The following is a 19,253-nucleotide window of genomic DNA, read 5'->3' as shown; positions in this document are numbered from 1 at the left end:
GGAACGAGTTACTTCACGTTCTGGTCGGCGACCACGAACAGCTCGGAGTGCGGCTTGGCGTTGCCGAAGTCCCCGTGCGGCCACGACTTCCGGTTGAAGTTGATGCCGACCTGGCCGGTGAACTCGTCGCGGAAGTTCGCGTCGACCGCGACCTTCCCGTCCGGCGACAGGTTCAGCAGGTTGACCTTGTGGTCACCGTCCAAACCGGACCGGGCGACGAAGTAGTTCGACACCGCGATGTGCTGCGGCTGCTGGGTTTCGTGGTAGAAACCGTCCTGGCCGAGCGCGAAGTTGTCGTACGCGCCCCAGTGCGGGCCCGCCCCGGGCACGCCCGGGTTGATCGGCGCGGAGCCGACGACGGTCGGCAGGTCTCCCCCGCCGCCCTGCTGCGCCTTCTCCACGGTGTCGACGCGGCCCTTGATGTCCTCGACCTTGTCGCCCGCCGCGACCAGCTTCTGGATGTCGAGCACGTACACGCCGCCGGTGGTGCCGGGGTCGTCCGGGCCGAGCGCGCCCTTCTGCCTGCCCTGCACCGCGTGGTACAGGAACCGGTCGTCCGGGCTGGTCTGCAGCCAGCCGCCGTTGGAGCTGGCCCCGTTGGAGTCGTTCTGCGAGTAGATCGGCTTGCCCGCGGTGCCGTCGTCGAACACCTCGATCCAGTGCGGGTCCTTCGCGGTGATGTCCGGCGTGTAGAAGATCGCGCCGCCCTGCATCGTCTCGGCGAACGCGCCCTTGTGGCCGGGCAGGTTCGTCACCGTGGTCTCCATGACCGCGCGGCTTTCCGAGTGCAGCGGGTCCGCCGGATTCGCCCGCGGGCCGTCGTGCAGGTAGGACACCGCTTTCAGCTTCGGGTGGTTGCGGTCGGAGATGTCCCAGGTGCGGATCGTCGGACGGCGCAGATACGGCGACGGCTGCTTCACCGGGTCGAGAATGATGTTGCGCGGTTCGGCGTAGTCACTGGTGACGAGGGTGTTGAGGTCCTCGCGCGCCTGCACGCCGTGCGGGTTCGCGCAGGACGGTTTGCCCATCTGCGGCAGGTTGTCGCACAGCTTCGCGTTGTCGCCCTGCGGGGTCGCCGCCGGATTCTGCGACAGCACCTGCGCGTTCTGGTCGAAGTGCACGACCTCGCCCGGACTGCCGGCGAAGCCGTTGCCGATCTGCGTGGAACCGTCCTGGTACGCGTACGGACCGGGCACGACCGGCCCGCCCATGTACGTGCCGTACGCGGTGCCGTCCTTCAACACCCAGTACGCGTCCGGCACGGAGCCGCCGAGCGTCTGCGTCGGCAGGCTGATGCCCTTGAGCTTCAACTGCGGCAACGCACTGACGTCGAACGCGTACGTCGCCGCGGCGAACAACGCACCGGCGTAGATCGTGTCGCCCTTGTGCCACACGTACTGCATGTGGTGCGGCTCGTTCTCGACAAGCGGCCCGACGGTCGCGGTGTTCACCACCTTGCCGTACGTCGGCGAGCCCTGCGTCGCGTCGATCACCGCGAGGAAATCGGGACCGGGCAAGGCATTCTTGACTTTGCCGAGACCGCCGCCGAGCGATCCCGGCAGGTTTTTGACGTCCTTCACCGCGGTGTCGGCGATGTTCTCGTCGCCCGCCCAGACCAGCAGCCACTTCTTCGGCGTGCCGTCCGCGGAACGCGCTTGCGCGGCAAGGTCTTTGCTCACCAGGTGGTTCTGCACCCAGTACTGCTTGCCGTCGGACGCGGTTTTGGCGTCGGTGACCACTTGGACGTCGGCGTAGGCGCTGGTGCTGGACCCGGTGTAGGTCACCGCACCGATCGCGAGCGCGACCGCGCCGGCGACGGTCAGCGCTTTCCGCCATCGGGGCGGGGCGCCCGAGGAGGAGCTGAATCGCATTGTGTCTCCCTGTTCGTGTTCCCGTGAAGCGCCCGCGAAGGCACTTCTTTCCCCGTTCTCCGGGCAGCCCGAAACCCACCCGGAACGGGAAAAGCGGTTATCCCCTCGGGCCACAGAAACCCGTTGCGGGGCAAGAGAAATCAACCAGCCGAACGCGGCCGGAAGAAAAGGTCAGGAATTCCTACACAGCGCGCTGGCCTGCTGACGCAGATCAACGTGCAGGCGCCACACGAGGGCAACCGGAATGGACATGCGCGAAATACTCTGGCGAACCGCACGCACTGTCAATGCGGTGATCAATCGTGGGAACGTCGACCGAAGGGGTGAATATCCCACGAACTGGGCCGACTTGCCCGGCCCGCACCCCGACACCCGGCTGGAGCGGCGGCGCTGACCTGCGATGCTCCGTTCGGCCCAAAGTATGTTCGGCGCTTCGGCGTCCGAGGTGGGGTTGTTCGCCCGATATGTTCGTTACCTTTTCGTGATCGAATCCCGGGAACTCTGGTCTCTTCTCGCCGACGGAGCCGCACGAACCGGTACGAAACGGCATACTCCGCTCCGGGGCCGAGGGTGCCAAGAACCCTCGGCCGACGACGGCGAAGAACCCCGCGACAACCTCGACCTGGGCGAATAGATGGCAGAACCGCTTCCCTGGTACATCGTTCTCGGCTTCCTGGCCTCGTTCGTCCTGCTCTGGATCGCGGGCCGGACCGAGGGCGGCGGCACGGTCACGTCGGCGATCAGCAACATCGCCTGCGGCCTCGTCTTCCTCGGCACGACGCTGACCTGGTTCACCGTCAGCATGGAAGTCCGCGCGCCGCTGGCGGTGTGGATCGCGCTGCCGGTGGCGTTCGTCGCCTTCGTGCTCTGGCAGTCCTGGCGGCAACGCGATTCGCTCCGCCGTCTCGGCGTCACGAACGAGGCGAGCTTCGGGGTGCTGCCGAAGCGAGGCCGCACCGTGGCGTTCGACCAGCAGAACAGCCTGTCGCTGCGGCGAGTCCTCGAGCTCGAGCATCAGGGTCATCGGCTGCTCGGCGTCGAATACCCGCTCAGCGAGCCGGATACGGTCACCGACCGGGCCACCGACCGCGTCGGCGGCATCTACTCGATGATCGAACTGCGGATCCCGGCCAGCCCGGCCCTGCTGATCACGCCGAGGGTCGGCGCGTTCGAACCGGACTACAGCACCCCGTTCGAGGACGCCCGGATCACCCGGATCCAAGTCGGCACCCCGAAGCCGCCGGGGAAGCCGCAGGAGTTCCTGGCCGAGGAGCTGCAGAGGTTCGCGGTGGACCCCGAATTCGACCGCCGTTTCGAGGTCACCACGGAGGATCCGGAGTTCGCCGCCAAGGTGCTCACCCCGGAAGTGCGCGAGCTGATCCTCAACGACCTGTGGTTCCGGGTCCACGAGGTCGTGTTCGACCGCGACGCGCTCTGGACCGCCGAAGCGGACGGGCTGAACGAAGACCGGCTGCTCGGCAACGCCCGCCACCTCGCGATCTTCGCCGCGGCTGTCACGCCGAACCTCTGGCGCGACACCGAGTTCTCCCGGGTGACCGCCCGCGCCGAAACCGGCTACGACCTGTGGTTCGGCCAGCGCCGTGGCTTCGTGCGGAACCGGGTGAACCGCTACCGCGAATCGATGGACCGGCAGCCGCTCGCCCCGACGACGGTGCTGACGCGCTCGCTGCTCGCCACGGCCATGGTGGTGGGCGGTCTGCTGCCGATCGCCAACGGCTTGGCCACCGCCGCTGGCCTCTCCGCGGAAGTCCCGCTCACGGTCCTCGAATCCGACAGGGGCGACACGGGCCATGCCTGTGGCGCCAACCGCACGCAGATCTGCGGCAGCAGGTCGCCCGCGGTCCGCGGTACTTACCAGCTCGACGGCCGGACGCACGAGGTCGTCACCAGCTGGTCCTCCGGCGAACTGCCCGAACGCGGCGACGTCGTCGACGTGCGGATCGGCCCGATCTGGTGGTACACGGTCTTCCAGAACACCACCGCCGTCGTGACGACCACGCTCGGCGCGCTGATCCCCCTCCTTCTCGGGCTGCTGTTCTTCAAGACGATCTTCCGCCCGCGCGCGCCCCGGCGGGTCCGCATCCTGCGCGAGATCAGGGAATCCCGGCAGGTCGGGTCCCCGTCTTAGCGAGCCGGATTGCTGACCTGCGGCAATCCGGCGCCGCGGATTCCGCACTCTTGAAGCACGAAGCCGACAGAAGCGGCATAATCCCGCACATCAGCGAGGTGCAGGGAAGGTGTGACCGCCGTGTCCGAAGAGATGGACCGACTCGTCGCGGAGTTCGAGAAGTTCCAGACGAAGCTCAAGCAGGCCGAAGCGCAGTTCGCGAAGGTCGGCGACATGCAGGAGGAACTGAACGCGCTCGAAGCGCAGGTGACGTCGCCGGACCGGTCGGTCACCGTGGTCGCGGGCCCGAGCGGTTCGGTCAAGGACCTCCGGCTCTCCCCCGACGCGTTCCGCCAGCAGCCGGACCAGCTGGCGGCCACGATCCTGGCGACGCTGCACCAAGCCGTCGCGGAATCCGCGCGCAAGCAGGCCGGGATCGTCGACGAGCACGTGGGCACGGCCTTCGGGCTGAACGTGTCCGAGCAGGTTCTCGAAGCGCAAGCCGCGGGCATGGGAACCACGGTCGAGGAATTGGAGTCCAACCTCCCGGAGGCGCAGCCGCAGCGGCCGGCCGCGCCGGTTCGCGACGAGGAGGACTTCGCGAACAACAACCTGCTTCGCGCTGAGCAGCAGCCGGCGCAGGCCGCTCCGCCGCCGCCTTCCGCTTCGGCGGGCGACCAGTTCCTCAAGAACTTGTTCAACGACGAGGAGGACCACCGATGACCCACAGCGTCGTCACGACGGCCATCACGAAGTACTCCACCGGGCTCGACCACTACAAGAGCGAGGCGGGCAAATTCAACGGCCTCGTGGGCCAGGCCGACGTGGGCGACAAGTCGTGGGGCCTGATCGGGCTGGTCGCCAAGCAGACCTACACGAGCAAGCTCGACGAGCTCAAGCAACTGCTCGAGGCCATGAAGAGCGGCGTCGAGGTGTTTCAGGACAAGCTCGGCAAAGCCGCGGAGATCTACGACGGGCACGAGAAGGACACCGTCATGACCTTCGGCAAGTTCGACGCGAAGATCGACGGACCGCTCTGAGCAAGGGGAACTCATGGGACAGGACAGCGTCGCCGACGGCGTAAAAATCAAGCACGAAGACGGGTTCGGCCACGACGCGCTCGAAGCGGCCAAGAAGACGCCGTTCGTGGGCAAGGGCGTCAACACGATCTCCGGCGCCATCGAGAACTACGGCGACGCGAAGAGCTTCGGCGACTTCGCCTCGGCCAGCGGCCAGCTGGTGCAGGACGGCGCCGGCTTCGTCGCGGGCGCGGCGGTGGACCTGGCGAGCTTCGCGCTCGACCCGGTCGGCTGGCTGGTCAGCAACGGCCTGAACATGCTGATCGAACTGATCCAGCCGCTGCAGGACGCCCTGCACTTCGTCACCGGCGACGGTCCCGCCCTGAAGGAAGCCTCCGGCAACTTCGTCGAGATCGGCAAGGGCTTCGTCACCCTGGCCGACAATTTCGTCAAGGAAGGCGACGAGGCGCTCAAGGACTGGCAGGGCGAAGGCGGCGACGCCGCGAAGAAGGCGCTGGCCCAGTTCTCCGAGGGCATCAAGGGCATCGGCTCCAGCGCGGGCGCGGTGGCCGAGACCCTGCAGATGTGGTCGATGGTGATGACCGTCATCGAAGAGGTCGTCAAGGCGCTGATCTCCGAACTGGTCAGCTGGCTCATCTACCTGTGGCTGCCCGCGCTCGCCGCCTCCGTCGTCAGCCTCGGCTCGTCCGTCGCCGCGGCGATGACGGCCTCGGTCGCCCGCGTGGCCAGCACGGTCAGCCGGGTCACCAGCCACCTCGGCAAACTCGGCCAGCTGATCGAGAAGTTCCTGACGTTCCTCGCCAAGTGGGCCGACGAGATGATCAAGCAGGGCTCGAAGCTCACCCCGTCCGGCGCCCGCATCACCCCCGGCACGGAGAAGGCGCTCGCCGGTGCGGTCGCCAACGCCACCGGAACCAAGGGAAGCGCTTTCGGCACCGCGACGGTCGACGCGCTGAAGGGCATGCCCGGCGAGGCGGTCAAGCAGGTCATCGGCGTGAACCCGTCCGACCTGAGCAAGGGCTCCGCCTATGTCGGCAAGGGCGGCTTCGACTTCGCCGACAAGATGATCAGCAACGCGAGGGACATCGGCAAGTCCCAGGACGCGAGCGACGAGGCCGGAGAGCATTCCGCCAAGGACACTCGGGAAAACCTGGACATGTAAGGGTTTGTGTGACGGACGAGCTGGTTGTCCCCGGCTATTTCTTCGGCGGCTGCGCGCTGGCCTTCCTGCTGCTGTGGACCGCCGCCTGGGCCGAGCGTCGCAGCGCGGTCCTGGCGGCGGTTTTCCATGTGCTCAGCGGAATCACCGTCTCCCTCGCCACGCTGTACTGGTTCTCCGCCAGCCTGACCGTGCCGCCGCTGGCCTGGTACGGCGTGCCGCTGGTCGTCGCCGCGCTGCTTGCCTGGCGGGGGTGGCGCTCGCAGCGCTGGGCCAAGCACGTCGATTCAAGCGGCGAGCCCAGCTTCGGTTTCCTTTCCCGGCAAGGGCTTGCTGTCCCGCGCAACCATCCCGACCCCTGGCCGAGCCGGGCCACGGTCGAGTTCACCCATCACGGGCATCGGCTGCTCGGCATCGAGTACTCGACCGAATCTCCCTACCGGGACGAGAACTTCCGCCGGAAGTCGAAGCTGGCCGAGGCGCTGGGTTCAATCTGCTCGGTCGTGGAGCTGCGGATCCCGAGCGTGCCCGCGCTGACCATCTCGCCGAAGATCAAAGCCTTCGCCCCAGAGCACTTCACTCCGCTCGAAGACATGCGGATCACCCGCAACCAGTTCAGCTGGCTGCGGCCCGACACCACCCTGCACGAATTCGAGACCGACCCCGAATTCGACCGCCGGTTCTCCGTCTACACCTCGGATCCGGAGTTCGCCCGGGAGATGCTGACCGGCGAGGTCCGCGAGCTGCTCCTGAACGACCGGTTCTTCCGCGTGCACCAGGTCGCCTTCCGCGAGGACTCGATCTGGACCACCGACACCGGCGGGCTGACCGAAGACCGGATGTTCGACAACTCCCGCAAACTCGCGATTCTCGCCGCCGCTGTCCCCTCAGCGATCTGGGAGAAGTGGGCGAACGACCGGCAATTCCGTTCAGTCGCGACCAGAGCGGACACCCGGTACGACGCCTGGATCGGCAAGCGCGGCGGAGTCCTCCGCACGCCGCTGAACCGCAGGCGCGACGCACGCGACCGGCAGCCGGTCACCTCCATCTCGCTGACCGCGCGGACGCTCATCGCGCTCGCCCTGATCGCCGTCGGAATCGGACCGGCGGGCAACTCGATCGCCGTGCTGACGGGGCTGGCTCCGCAGGTGCAAGCGACGGTCACCGGGGCCAGCGGCGGCGGCACCCGGCATTGTGTGAGCACCACCGGCGGCCCGTCCTGCACCGTCGACCGGGCCGAGGTGTACGGAACCTACGAGCAGGGCGGCATCATCCACGAAATCACCGCCGAATGGAACAAGAACGAGCTTCCCGCGCGGGGCGCCGTCGTCGAGATCGCAGTGGGCCCGTTCGGGGGAGATCTGGGCTACCAAGTCGGCTCGGTGTTCGCGGCCGTCGATCTCCTCGGTGCCCTGATCTTGCTTTTCCCCGGCCTGTTGCTGCTCAAGCGCACCTATTTGCCCAGCGTCCCTCGCCGGGTGAAGAAGCGGCGCGAAACCCTCGCCAAGGTCTGAGACCTCAGAGCCGGTGCCCGCAATCCGCGCAGAACACCGCGCCCGCCTTGGACTCCTTGCCGCACTCTCCACAGTGGACAGTCGGGGCCAGCGAGCTTCCGCATCCGGTGCAGAACTTCCCGCCGTCCACCTTCAGGCCGCAGTCCGGGCACGTGAGCTTCGCGCGGGTGCCCAGGTCCAGACCCTTGGTCCAGTTCTTCTCGCGCGCCTTGTCCCAGATCTGGTCCCGCTGCGCCGCCGCCTGCGCGCGCGAGACCTCCTCCGCCACGCTGGGCGAACAGCGCAGGCACTGGCCGATTTCCTCGTTCCAGCACTGATCCGCGCACATCCAGTCGCTGCAGCCGCGGCACTGGCGGAAGCGCGGGGTGATCTCCTCGACGGCCGCGGTCAGCGCGCGGTCCTTCGCTGACGAGTTCGTCGCCCGGTCGTACTTCCACTGGTCCGCGGAGCTGCTCAACTGCTGCAGCGTCCCGCCGAAGAACGAGCCCACCGCGCGCAACATGCTGCGCCCGGTCTCCATCGCGTCCCGCTGGAACGCCGACCGGTACCCGTTTCCGCAGCGCTCGCAACGGAATTCGAACTGGTACCCCTGCGCGTTGGAGAGATCCGAGAAGTTGTCCGTGAACGGCACGACATCAGCCACGCGCGCGAAGTTATGCCAGCCGGATCCGGGCCGCGACCGTACAAGTACCGTCTCCGGACCCGCTACGCAGCGCGACCGGGACCAGAGAGCGCGCGACGGGGCTTTTTTGGCGGTTTCGCCGTGTTTAGTCGGATACCGACCGTAAGATGCCGGATTGGGCCATGACGGTATGGCAACAGAACACAAGGGGAGACGGCATGTCCGACGAGTTCGACCGGCTGGTCGCTGAATTCGACCGGTTCCAATCGAGGCTGCAGCGGGTGGACGACCAGTTCGCCGGCATCGCCCAGATGCAGGAGGAACTGAGCGCGCTCGAAGCGACCGCGACGTCGCCCGACCAGTCGGTCACCGTCGTCTCCGGCCCGGGCGGGTCGATCAAGGACATCCGGATCACCGATGCCGCGCTGCGCCACGGCGGGACGGAGTTGTCCGGGATGGTGATGGCGACCCTGCAGCAGGCGGTCGCCGAGTCCGCGCGGCAGCAGGCCGTGCTGGTGGACCAGCACACGGGCAACTCGATGCAGCTCACCGAGCAGGTGCTGGAAACCCAGGCCGAACTGCTGGGCACCGACGTCGAGGAATTGCGTGCCGCGATGGAGCGGGGCGCGCCCGCGCCGCAGCGGAGTGTCGAGGAAGAACAGCACGAGGACTATTCCGAGCGCGAGCTGCTGGCCGACCCCGCGGAGAAGACCCCTCCCCCGCCGCCACCGCCGTCCTCGGCCGGGTCCGCCGGGGACGACTTCCTGAAGAACCTGTTCGACGACGAGGACCACCGCTGATGGCCGGCTACCAGGTGCAGACGGCGAAGCTCTACGACTACTCCCGCCAACTGGCGGGCAACAAGACCGCGGTCGCCGGGGTCAAGGGCAAGGTGGCGCAGGCCGACGTCGGCGACGAGTCCTGGGGCGTCATCGGCATCCTCGTCAAGCACATGTACACGGACATGGTCAACGACCTGAAAGACCTGCTGACCTCGATGGAAACCGGCCTGCAGTCCGCGTCCGACAAGATCAACCGCGCCGGCCAGTTCTACGACCAGACCGAAGAGGACCACTGCCGCAGCTGGAAAGACGTCATGGGCAAGATCGACAACCTCGGCAGCGGACGGAAGTAGGGGGCGGGATGTCTGATCCGTTGGGCAAGATCGAGATCAAGCCGGAGGACGGCACCGGCAAGAAGATCGTCAACGCGCTGCCGGTGGTGGGCGGCGCGGTGAGGATCTACGACGCGGGCACCAGCGACGCGATCAAGGCAGGCGACACCGCGACCGGGCTGAGCGGGGTGGTTTCCGAGACGACCAACTTCGTCCAGTCGTGCGCGGAAACCGCGATGAGCATCAGCTCCGACCCGATCGGCTGGCTGGTCGGCCAGGGACTGAACTTCCTGCTGGCCGTCTGCGACCCGCTCCAGGACGCGATCCATTTCGTCAGCGGCGACGGCCCGGCACTGTCCAAAGCCGCCGAGAACTTCACGGCGATCGGGCGCGGGCTGGAGCAGTTCGCGCACCAGTTCAGCGAGCAGGCGAAGAGCTCGCTCTCGCAGTGGGAAGGCGGCGCGGCCGAAACCGCGGCGGAGAAGCTGGCCAAGTTCTCGACCGGGATCACCGGCACCGCCGACCAGGCCGGCGACATCGCGACGATGCTGCAGGTGTGCAGCATGGCGATGACCGTCATCGAGGACTTCATCAAGGCATTGCTGACCGAGCTGATCACCTGGCTGATCATGATCTGGATCCCGGCACTGGCCGCAGCGGTCCCGTCGTTCGGAGCATCCACCGCGGCGGCGGGCACGGCGACCGGGGTGCGCGCGGCGTCTACCGCGGGCAAGGCGACCAAGCAGGTCAGCAAGCTGCAGAAGCTGCTGGACATGATCAAGGACTTGATCGCCCGGTTCCAGACGTTCTTCAAAGCGGCCAAGGACGAGGTGGCCAAGATGGCCGTGGAAGGCGGCAAGACCACCGCCAAGCGGGCCAAGGACGGTTTCGGGAAAACCGTCGGCGGGAAGCTGCTGGACGAGGCACGGTCGCAGGTCGGGCTCCGAAGCCACGACAAGAACGAAACCGACCTGCCGGTCAAGCCAGGGAAACCGTTGGGACACTTGGAGAACGCGCGCAAGGCCGTCGAGTACGCGACGACCGGGGACGGAACTTCGGAAGACGAGACCAAAAAGGATCTGGAGTTCTGAGCCGTGGATCTCGCCCTCGCAGAGCACGACGCTTGGTACTGGCTCAGGCCGATCCTCGGACTCCTGGTCATGGTCGTGCTCCCGAGTTATCTCGGCTTCCGCTGGCATCTGAAGAAGAAACGGGCGAGACAAGCCCGGGAGGCCGCATTGCACGCGGTGCCCGAGGAACTGGGCGGATCCATGGTCGCCGATCTGAAATACGGGCGGCCCCGGTCCGCGCAGCGCCGGAAGCCTCTTGGCGAGCTGTACCGGCCGAAGACCATCTCCGAGGGCATGACCTTCCCCAGCAGTCCTCCGACCGTCGAGTTCGCGGCTGACCTGCCGCGGCGGGACCGGCAGTTCCGGGTCAGCGCGTACTGGTGCTCGCTCCGGGTCGGGGCCAACAGCTCCAGAAGGATCTACGAGTACACCATCGAAACCAAGGTCGGGCCGACGCCGAGCATGAAGATCGCCAAGGCGTACCCGACCGAACCGGTGCGGATGTTCGGGCGGACCATGGCGTATCTCAACTACCAGCAAAGGCTGTTCGAAGCGGAGGCGCAAACGTCGCCCTCGGCCGCCCGCTGGGAGCAATTCACGCCGGCCGAGAACGAGTTCACCGGATACGCCAGCGATCAGGACCTCTCGGCCCAGGTCATCGCCCCGGAGACCATGGACTGGCTGCGCGGCAACCATGAACTGCTTCCGGACCTCATCGGCCTCGAGCACGGGTGGTGCTACGCGGTGTACCGGGACGAGATCGACCCGGCGACCCTGGTCGCCAGAATCGACCTGATCGCCGACTTCCTCGACCGGATCAACGTGCCCGCCACGGTCTGACCCCGCATACAGCGAAACGCCCCCGGCCGAAGCCGGGGGCGTTTCGTTCAAGCGGAGCGGATCAGCGGAAGTCGCGACCGAAGTCGTAGTCGTCCAGCGGAACCGCGGCGCCGGTGCCCGAACCGAACACGTCCGGGGTGTAGTAACCGTCGTCGTAGGACGGGATCGCGTACGCCGCGACCCGCGCCTCCTCGGTCGGCTGCACCTGGATGTTCCGGTACTTGTTGATGCCCGTACCGGCCGGGATGAGCTTACCGATGATGACGTTCTCCTTGAGGCCCACGAGCTTGTCCGAGCGGCCGTTGATGGCCGCGTCGGTCAGGACGCGCGTGGTCTCCTGGAACGAGGCCGCCGACAGCCACGAGTCCGTGGTCAGCGACGCCTTCGTGATGCCCATCAGCACCGGACGGCCCGAAGCCGGCTCGCCGCCCTCGGCGACCGCGGCCCGGTTCGTCGCCTCGAACTTCGTCCGCTCGGGCAGCTCGCCCGGCAGGAAGTCCGTGGCTCCGGAGTCGATGATCGTCACGCGGCGCAGCATCTGCCGCACGATGACCTCGATGTGCTTGTCGTGGATCGACACACCCTGCGCCCGGTACACCTTCTGGACCTCGTCCGTGAGGTGCATCTGCGCTTCGCGCGGGCCCATGACGCGCAGGACCTCGTGCGGGTCCGGCGTGCCCTCGAGCAGCTGCTGGCCGACGTTGACGTGGTCGCCGTCGCCCAGCGGGCCGTTCGGGGTGTTCGCGAGCCGCTGCCGCTTGGACAGCTTGTCGAAGACGATCTCCTCCGACCCGTCGTCCGGGATCAGGGTGATCTTCCAGAACCGCTCGCTCTCCTCGATCCGCACGCGGCCGTCGACGTCCGCGATCGGAGCCTTGCCCTTCGGCACCCGAGCCTCGAAAAGCTCGGTGACACGGGGCAGACCGGTCGTGATGTCGTCACCGGCGACACCACCCTGGTGGAACGTACGCATCGTCAGCTGCGTGCCCGGCTCACCGATCGACTGGGCGGCGACAATGCCGACCGCCTCGCCGACGTCGACGAGCTGGCCCGTCGCCATCGAACGGCCGTAGCAGGTCGCGCAGACACCGACCGCCGACTCGCAGGTGAGCACCGAGCGGACCTTCACCTTCGAGATGCCGCTGGAGAGCAGCTTCTCGATGGCCGGGTCGCCGATGTCGTCGCCCGCGTTCAGCACGACGTTGCCCTTGGCGTCCACCGCGTCCGTCGCGAGGTTCCGCGCGTACACGGAGGTCTCGACGTGCTGGTCGCGCACGACCTTGCCGTCGCCGAGGTCCTCGCCGATCGGCATCATGATGCCGCGCGTGGTGCCGCAGTCGATCTCGCGGACGATGACGTCCTGCGAAACGTCCACCAGACGACGGGTCAGGTAACCCGAGTCGGCGGTACGCAGCGCCGTGTCCGCCAGACCCTTCCGGGCGCCGTGGGTGGCGATGAAGTACTCCGCCACCGACAGGCCTTCACGGAAGTTCGCCTTGATCGGACGCGGGATGTACTCGCCCTTCGGGTTCGACACCAGACCACGCATACCGGCCAGCGAACGGACCTGCGTCATGTTGCCGGCGGCGCCCGACTTCACGATCATGGCGATCGGGTTGTCGTCCGGCAGCGCCGTCTCCATGATCTTGTGGACCTCTTCGGTCGCCTGCGTCCACACCTTGACGAGCTCGTTGTTGCGCTCGGCGTGGGACAGCTGACCGCGCTGGTACCGCTTCTCGACCTGGTCGGCCTTGCCCTCGTACTCGTCGAGAATGGCCTTCTTGCCGACCGGGGTCAGCACGTCCGAGATCGCGACCGTGACGCCCGAGCGGGTCGCCCAGTAGAAACCGGCGTCCTTGAGCTTGTCCAGCGTCTGCGCGACCTGCGTCATCGAGTACCGCTCGGCGAGGTCGTTCACGATGGCCGCCTGCCGCTTCTTCGGCATCGGCTCGTTGATGAACGGGTAGTCCGCCGGCAGCAGGTCGTTGAACAGGACGCGGCCCAGCGTCGTCTCGGCCAGCCACGGCTTGCCCGGCTCCCAGCCCTTTTCCGCGAGCGCCGCCTCGTCGGCCTTCGCGGGCTGACGGTCGGTGACGCGGATCTTGACCGGGGCGTGCAGGCTCAGCGCCTTGCGGTCGAACGCCATGATCGCCTCGGCGGGCGACGAGTACGCGTTGCCCGCGCCCTCGGCGTTCTCGTTCAGCCGGGTCAGGTGGAACAGACCGGTGACCATGTCCAGTCGCGGCATGGCGAGCGGACGGCCCGACGCCGGCGACAGGATGTTGTTCGCCGACAGCATCAGGATCCGGGCCTCGGCCTGCGCCTCGGCCGACAGCGGCAGGTGCACCGCCATCTGGTCGCCGTCGAAGTCCGCGTTGAACGCTTCGCAGACCAGCGGGTGCAGCTGGATGGCCTTGCCCTCGACCAGCTGCGGTTCGAAGGCCTGGATGCCCAGCCGGTGCAGGGTCGGCGCACGGTTCAGCATCACCGGGTGGCCGGTGATGACCTCTTCGAGCACGTCCCACACCTGCGGCCGCGACCGCTCCACCATCCGCTTGGCGGACTTGATGTTCTGCGCGTGGTTCAGGTCGACCAGCCGCTTCATGACGAACGGCTTGAACAGCTCGAGCGCCATGTCCTTCGGCAGACCGCACTGGTGCAGCTTCAGCTGCGGACCGACGATGATGACCGAACGGCCCGAGTAGTCAACACGCTTGCCCAGCAGGTTCTGGCGGAACCGGCCCTGCTTGCCCTTCAGCAGGTCGGACAGCGACTTCAGCGGCCGGTTGCCCGGGCCGGTGACCGGACGCCCGCGGCGGCCGTTGTCGAACAGCGCGTCGACGGCCTCCTGCAGCATCCGCTTCTCGTTGTTGACGATGATCTCGGGCGCGCCGAGGTCGATCAGCCGCTTGAGCCGGTTGTTCCGGTTGATCACGCGGCGGTACAGGTCGTTCAGGTCCGACGTGGCGAAGCGGCCACCGTCGAGCTGCACCATCGGGCGCAGGTCCGGCGGGATGACCGGGACGGCGTCGAGCACCATGCCGCGCGGGTCGTTGCCGGTCGCCTGGAACGCGGCGACGACCTTGAGCCGCTTCAGCGCGCGGAGCTTCTTCTGCCCCTTGCCGTTGCGGATGGTGTCGCGCAGGCTGTCGGCCTCCGCGGCGACGTCGAACTCGGTCGCCAGCTTCTGGATCGCTTCCGCGCCCATGCCGCCGGTGAAGTACTCGCCGTACCGGTCGATCAGCTCGCGGTAGAGCAGCTCGTCGGCGATCAGCTGACGCGGCTCGAGCTTCGTGAAGGTCGTCCAGACCTCCTCGAGGCGGTCCAGCTCGCGGCCGGCGCGGTCGCGCAGCTGACGCATCTCGCGCTCGCCGCCCTCCTTGACCTTGCGGCGCACGTCGGACTTCGCGCCCTCCGCCTCCAGCTCGGCCAGGTCGGCTTCCAGCTTCTGCGCGCGGGCCTCGATGTCGGCGTCGCGCTTCGTCTCGAGGTTCTTGCGCTCGACGCCGATCTCGTTCTCGAGGGTCGGCAGGTCGTTGTGCCGCAGCTCCGTGTTCACGCCGGTGATCACGTAGGCCGCGAAGTAGATGATCTTCTCGAGGTCCTTGGGCGCCAGGTCCAGCAGGTAGCCAAGGCGCGACGGAACGCCCTTGAAGTACCAGATGTGGGTGACCGGCGCGGCCAGCTCGATGTGGCCCATCCGCTCACGGCGCACCTTGGCGCGAGTGACCTCGACGCCGCAGCGCTCGCAGATGATGCCCTTGAACCGGACGCGCTTGTACTTGCCGCAGTAGCACTCCCAGTCCCGGGTCGGACCGAAGATCTTCTCGCAGAAGAGCCCGTCCTTCTCCGGCTTGAGGGTCCGGTAGTTGATGGTCTCCGGCTTCTTGACCTCGCCGAAGGACCACTGACGGATGTCGTCGGCGGTGGCGAGGCCAATCCGGAGCTCATCGAAGAAGTTGACGTCCAGCACGTCTAAGTCCCCTTGGGGTTGTTTCGGCTAGAGAGGGGTCGGCGGTGGAGCGGGAACCCGCGGGAGGCAGGTTCCCGCTCGACACCGAATCAGTGCACGACGTCGTCCACCGAGGGCGACTCGTTGCGGGACAGGTTGATGCCGAGGTTCGCCGCTGCGCGCTCGAGGTCCTCGTCGTCGGAGTCGCGCATCTCGATCGCCGCGCCGTCGCTGGAGAGCACCTCGACGTTGAGGCACAGCGACTGGAGCTCCTTGAGGAGCACCTTGAACGACTCCGGGATGCCCGGCTCGGGGATGTTCTCCCCCTTCACGATCGCCTCGTACACCTTGACGCGGCCGACCACGTCGTCCGACTTGATCGTGAGCAGTTCCTGCAGCGTGTAAGCCGCGCCGTAGGCCTGCATCGCCCAGCACTCCATCTCGCCGAAGCGCTGGCCGCCGAACTGCGCCTTACCGCCCAGCGGCTGCTGGGTGATCATCGAGTACGGGCCGGTGGAGCGGGCGTGGATCTTGTCGTCGACCAGGTGGTGCAGCTTCAGGATGTACATGTAGCCGACCGACACCGGGTACGGGTACGGCTCGCCGGAGCGGCCGTCGAACAGCGTGGCCTTGCCGTTCTCCTTGACCATGCGCTCGCCGTCGCGGTTCGGCTTGGTCGCCCCGAGCAGCCCGGTGAGCTCCTCTTCCTTCGCGCCGTCGAACACCGGGGTCGCGGTGTTCGTGTTCGGCGCGACGTCGTAGAGCTCCTCGGACAGGTTCTTCGCCCAGTCCGGGTTGCCCTCGATCGTCCAGCCCTGCGAGGCCAGCCAGCCGAGGTGCAGCTCGAGGATCTGGCCGATGTTCATCCGTCGCGGCACACCGTGGGTGTTCAGGATGATGTCGACCGGGGTGCCGTCCTCCATGAACGGCATGTCCTCGACCGGCAGGATCTTGCCGATGACACCCTTGTTGCCGTGCCGGCCGGCGAGCTTGTCGCCCGGCTGGATCTTGCGCTTCTGGGCCACGTAGACGCGGACCAGCTCGTTGACGCCCGGGGGCAGCTCGTCGTCGTCCTCGCGGGAGAACACCCGGATGCCGATGACCTTGCCGGTCTCGCCGTGCGGCACCTTCAGCGAGGTGTCGCGGACCTCGCGCGCCTTCTCGCCGAAGATCGCGCGGAGCAGGCGCTCCTCCGGGGTCAGCTCGGTCTCGCCCTTCGGCGTGACCTTGCCGACCAGGATGTCGCCGTCGCGGACCTCGGCTCCGATGCGGATGATGCCGCGCTCGTCGAGGTCGGCCAGGACCTCCTCGGAGACGTTCGGGATGTCCCGGGTGATCTCCTCAGCGCCCAGCTTGGTGTCGCGGGCGTCGATCTCGTGCTCCTCGATGTGGATCGACGTCAGCACGTCGTCCTGCACCAGGCGCTCGGAGAGGATGATCGCGTCCTCGTAGTTGTGGCCCTCCCACGGCATGACCGCGACGAGGAGGTTCTTGCCGAGCGCCATCTCACCGTTCTCGGTGGACGGGCCGTCGGCGATGACCTGGCCCTGCTCGACCCGGTCGCCCTCGTTGACGATCGGCCGGTGGTTGAAGCACGTGCCGTGGTTGGAGCGGCGGAACTTGTACAGTCCGTAGCTCTTCCGCGTGCCGTCGTCGTGCATGATCGTGATGATGTCCGCGGACAGCTCCTCGACCACGCCCGCCTGCTCGGCGACCAGGACGTCCCCGGCGTCGACCGCGGCGCGCAGCTCCACGCCGGTGCCCACGTACGGAGCCTGGTTGCGCAGCAGCGGAACAGCCTGCCGCTGCATGTTCGCGCCCATCAGCGCGCGGTTCGCGTCGTCGTGCTCCAGGAACGGGATCATCGCGGTGGCGACGGAGACCATCTGCCGCGGCGACACGTCCATGTAGTCGATCTCGAGCGGGTCGATCAGCTCGACCTCGCCGCCCTTGCGGCGGCCGAGGACCTTGGACTCGACGAAGTGCCCGTCGTCGGTCAGCGGCGCGTTGGCCTGCGCCTTGACGTAACGGTCTTCCTCGTCCGCGGTCAGGTAGTCGACCTGGTCGGTGACCTGGCCCTCGACGACCTTGCGGTACGGCGTCTCGATGAAGCCGAACGGGTTGACCCGCGCGTACGAGCACAGCGAGCCGATCAGGCCGATGTTCGGGCCTTCCGGCGTCTCGATCGGGCACATCCGGCCGTAGTGCGACGGGTGGACGTCGCGGACCTCCATGCCGGCGCGCTCACGGGACAGACCGCCCGGGCCGAGGGCCGAAAGACGACGCTTGTGCGTCAGGCCCGACAGCGGGTTGTTCTGGTCCATGAACTGCGACAGCTGCGAGGTGCCGAAGAACTCCTTGATCGCCGCGCCGATCGGGCGGATGTTGATCAGGGTCTGCGGCGTGATCGCCTCGACGTCCTGCGTGGTCATGCGCTCGCGCACGACGCGCTCGGTGCGGGAGAGGCCGACCCGGATCTGGTTCTGGATCAGCTCGCCGACGGTGCGCAGGCGGCGGTTGCCGAAGTGGTCGATGTCGTCGGTCTCGACCGGCACCTCGACGCCGGCGGAGCTCGTCATCTTGTCCTCGCCGGCGTGCAGCCGGACCAGGTACTCGATGGCCGAGACGATGTCCTCTTCGGTCAGCGTGCCGGTCTCGTACGGGGTGTCGAGGCCCAGCTTCTTGTTGACCTTGTAGCGGCCGACCTTGGCCAGGTCGTAGCGCTTCGGCTTGAAGAACAGGTTCTCCAGCAGCGTCTGCGCGCTCTCCTTCGTGGGCGGTTCGCCCGGGCGCAGCTTGCGGTAGATGTCGAGCAGCGCCTCGTCGGTGCCCGCGGTGTGGTCCTTCTCGAGGGTGGCCAGCAGCGTCTCGGAGAACGAGAAGCGCTCGCGGATCGCCTCGGTGGACCAGCCGAGCGCCTTCAGCAGCACGGTGACCGGCTGGCGGCGCTTGCGGTCGATGCGGACGCCGACGGTGTCGCGCTTGTCCACGTCGAACTCGAGCCACGCGCCGCGGCTCGGGATCACGCGCACGCTGAAGACGTCCTTGTCGGTCGTCTTGTCGACACTGCTGTCGAAGTACACGCCCGGAGAACGCACCAGCTGGGACACGACGACCCGCTCGGTGCCGTTGATGATGAAGGTGCCCTTGTCGGTCATCACCGGGAAGTCGCCCAGGAAGACCGTCTGGCTCTTGATCTCGCCAGTGTTGTTGTTGACGAACTCGGCGGTGACGAACAGCGGGGCCGCGTACGTCATGTCCTTGTCCTTGCACTCCTCGATCGAGGCCTTGACCTCGTCGAAGCGCGGAGCGGAGAAGGAAAGGGACATCGAGCCCGAGAAGTCCTCGATCGGCGAGATCTCGTTGAGGACCTCTTCCAGACCGCCGACCGGGTTTTCTTCGCCTTCGTTGACGCGGCGCTCGAACCACGCCTCGTTGCCGGTGAACCACTGGAACGACTGGATCTGGACGTCAAGCAGGTTCGGGGTGGAGAGTGGCTCGCGGATCTTCGCGAAGGAGACCCGCTTGGGCGCTCCGGGGATTCCCGTGGCCTGCGCGCGGGATTCAGCCGAGGTGGTCGCAGCAGTGGCCTGGTTCGCGGGAGAGACTGCCAAGATGCGTCCTTCCGGGGACAATGAGCGGTGAGCAGCCGCGATGGCAACAGCTGTCGCGGACTGTCAGGGGTGCCGTGTGCCCACTATCCTAACTACCGGCTCCGGGCAGCCTGAAAGAGGGCAGCGCAAAGAAGCAGTCTAGCCCCGATGACGCGGTCTGTCCAGGGGGCGCTCCCGACGGGGCCCAGCCTGCATCGCGTCACCTTGGGGCAGTGCGTCTCCCTGAGCCTCACTGCGTCCTTCCGGCTCCCGGTTCGCCCGGGTTTTCGCGCCCCTCCCGCAAGGTTCGCGTTCCCCGGCCGTGACCGTTGGCAGTAAGCGTGAACCCA

13 protein-coding genes are annotated in these 19,253 nt (G+C 67.3%); 9 read left to right on the top strand and 4 right to left on the bottom strand.

The features are described 5' to 3' along the window. Positions 1 to 8: 8 nt before the first annotated feature. Positions 9 to 1,871, bottom strand: coding sequence for a hypothetical protein (locus tag WA670_RS42635; RefSeq protein ID WP_336161856.1), 1,863 nt, complete (start codon positions 1,869 to 1,871; stop codon positions 9 to 11). 634 nt (positions 1,872 to 2,505) lie between these two features. Here WA670_RS42635 and WA670_RS42630 point away from each other — a divergent pair. The 5 genes from WA670_RS42630 (at position 2,506) to WA670_RS42610 (ending at position 7,712) form a co-directional block, all read left to right on the top strand. After that, positions 2,506 to 4,020 carry a hypothetical protein gene (locus tag WA670_RS42630; RefSeq protein ID WP_336161854.1) on the top strand — a complete coding sequence of 505 codons (1,515 nt, stop codon included), beginning with the start codon at positions 2,506 to 2,508 and terminating at the stop codon, positions 4,018 to 4,020. Between the two features lie 120 nt (positions 4,021 to 4,140). Next, the gene (locus WA670_RS42625) at positions 4,141 to 4,722 is read left to right on the top strand and encodes a YbaB/EbfC family nucleoid-associated protein (RefSeq protein ID WP_336161852.1); all 582 of its coding nucleotides are present in this window, start codon (positions 4,141 to 4,143) and stop codon (positions 4,720 to 4,722) included. Then, positions 4,719 to 5,039, top strand: coding sequence for a hypothetical protein (locus WA670_RS42620; protein ID WP_238608647.1), 321 nt, complete (start codon positions 4,719 to 4,721; stop codon positions 5,037 to 5,039). The genes WA670_RS42625 and WA670_RS42620 overlap by 4 nt, the downstream gene beginning before the upstream one ends. A 13-nt stretch (positions 5,040 to 5,052) precedes the next feature. Next, positions 5,053 to 6,201, top strand: coding sequence for a hypothetical protein (locus WA670_RS42615; RefSeq protein WP_336161851.1), 1,149 nt, complete (start codon positions 5,053 to 5,055; stop codon positions 6,199 to 6,201). An 8-nt stretch (positions 6,202 to 6,209) separates the two neighbouring features. Beyond that, positions 6,210 to 7,712, top strand: coding sequence for a hypothetical protein (locus WA670_RS42610; protein ID WP_336161849.1), 1,503 nt, complete (start codon positions 6,210 to 6,212; stop codon positions 7,710 to 7,712). Between the two features lie 4 nt (positions 7,713 to 7,716). Here WA670_RS42610 and WA670_RS42605 read toward each other — a convergent pair whose 3' ends face one another. Next, positions 7,717 to 8,355 carry a double zinc ribbon domain-containing protein gene (locus WA670_RS42605; RefSeq protein WP_240691485.1) on the bottom strand — a complete coding sequence of 213 codons (639 nt, stop codon included), beginning with the start codon at positions 8,353 to 8,355 and terminating at the stop codon, positions 7,717 to 7,719. Between the two features lie 197 nt (positions 8,356 to 8,552). Here WA670_RS42605 and WA670_RS42600 point away from each other — a divergent pair, with 197 nt between their 5' ends. From WA670_RS42600 to WA670_RS42585, 4 genes are read left to right on the top strand one after another with little or no spacing between them, the layout of a single operon-like run. Beyond that, positions 8,553 to 9,134, top strand: a complete 582-nt coding sequence (locus tag WA670_RS42600; RefSeq protein ID WP_336161847.1) for a YbaB/EbfC family nucleoid-associated protein — start codon at positions 8,553 to 8,555, stop codon at positions 9,132 to 9,134. Beyond that, on the top strand, positions 9,134 to 9,469 hold the full coding sequence (locus tag WA670_RS42595; protein WP_134663737.1) for a hypothetical protein: 336 nt from the start codon (positions 9,134 to 9,136) through the stop codon (positions 9,467 to 9,469). Before WA670_RS42600 ends, WA670_RS42595 begins: the two co-directional genes overlap by 1 nt. 8 nt (positions 9,470 to 9,477) lie before the next feature. After that, the gene (locus tag WA670_RS42590) at positions 9,478 to 10,539 is read left to right on the top strand and encodes a hypothetical protein (protein ID WP_336161845.1); all 1,062 of its coding nucleotides are present in this window, start codon (positions 9,478 to 9,480) and stop codon (positions 10,537 to 10,539) included. A gap of 3 nt (positions 10,540 to 10,542) precedes the next feature. After that, positions 10,543 to 11,358 (top strand): hypothetical protein, encoded by an 816-nt coding sequence (locus WA670_RS42585; RefSeq protein ID WP_134663735.1) that lies wholly within the window; start codon positions 10,543 to 10,545, stop codon positions 11,356 to 11,358. Positions 11,359 to 11,419: 61 nt separating this feature from the next. Here the strand turns inward: WA670_RS42585 and WA670_RS42580 are convergent, their stop codons facing one another. Together WA670_RS42580 and rpoB are read right to left on the bottom strand one after the other, a co-directional pair. Further along, the gene (locus WA670_RS42580; RefSeq protein WP_037816286.1) at positions 11,420 to 15,331 is read right to left on the bottom strand and encodes a DNA-directed RNA polymerase subunit beta'; all 3,912 of its coding nucleotides are present in this window, start codon (positions 15,329 to 15,331) and stop codon (positions 11,420 to 11,422) included. 89 nt (positions 15,332 to 15,420) lie between these two features. Beyond that, entirely contained in the window at positions 15,421 to 18,924 is a 3,504-nt protein-coding gene (rpoB, locus tag WA670_RS42575) for a DNA-directed RNA polymerase subunit beta (RefSeq protein ID WP_037816287.1), read from the bottom strand. Positions 18,925 to 19,253 lie beyond the last annotated feature (329 nt).

It is taken from the genome of Amycolatopsis sp. VC5-11 (assembly GCF_037034185.1).
In the GTDB taxonomy this organism is placed as follows: Bacteria; Actinomycetota; Actinomycetes; order Mycobacteriales; family Pseudonocardiaceae; genus Amycolatopsis; species Amycolatopsis nivea.
Note: the sequence above shows the minus strand (reverse complement) of the source record. Positions and strands in the feature narration are given on the sequence as shown.

Coding starts and splice junctions, on each gene's coding strand:
- WA670_RS42635 (WP_336161856.1), bottom strand. CDS start 1,871: ATGCGATTCAGCTCCTCCTCGGGCGCCCCGCCCCGATGGCGGAAAGCG.
- WA670_RS42630 (WP_336161854.1), top strand. CDS start 2,506: ATGGCAGAACCGCTTCCCTGGTACATCGTTCTCGGCTTCCTGGCCTCG.
- WA670_RS42620 (WP_238608647.1), top strand. CDS start 4,719: ATGACCCACAGCGTCGTCACGACGGCCATCACGAAGTACTCCACCGGG.
- WA670_RS42615 (WP_336161851.1), top strand. CDS start 5,053: ATGGGACAGGACAGCGTCGCCGACGGCGTAAAAATCAAGCACGAAGAC.
- WA670_RS42600 (WP_336161847.1), top strand. CDS start 8,553: ATGTCCGACGAGTTCGACCGGCTGGTCGCTGAATTCGACCGGTTCCAA.
- WA670_RS42595 (WP_134663737.1), top strand. CDS start 9,134: ATGGCCGGCTACCAGGTGCAGACGGCGAAGCTCTACGACTACTCCCGC.
- WA670_RS42590 (WP_336161845.1), top strand. CDS start 9,478: ATGTCTGATCCGTTGGGCAAGATCGAGATCAAGCCGGAGGACGGCACC.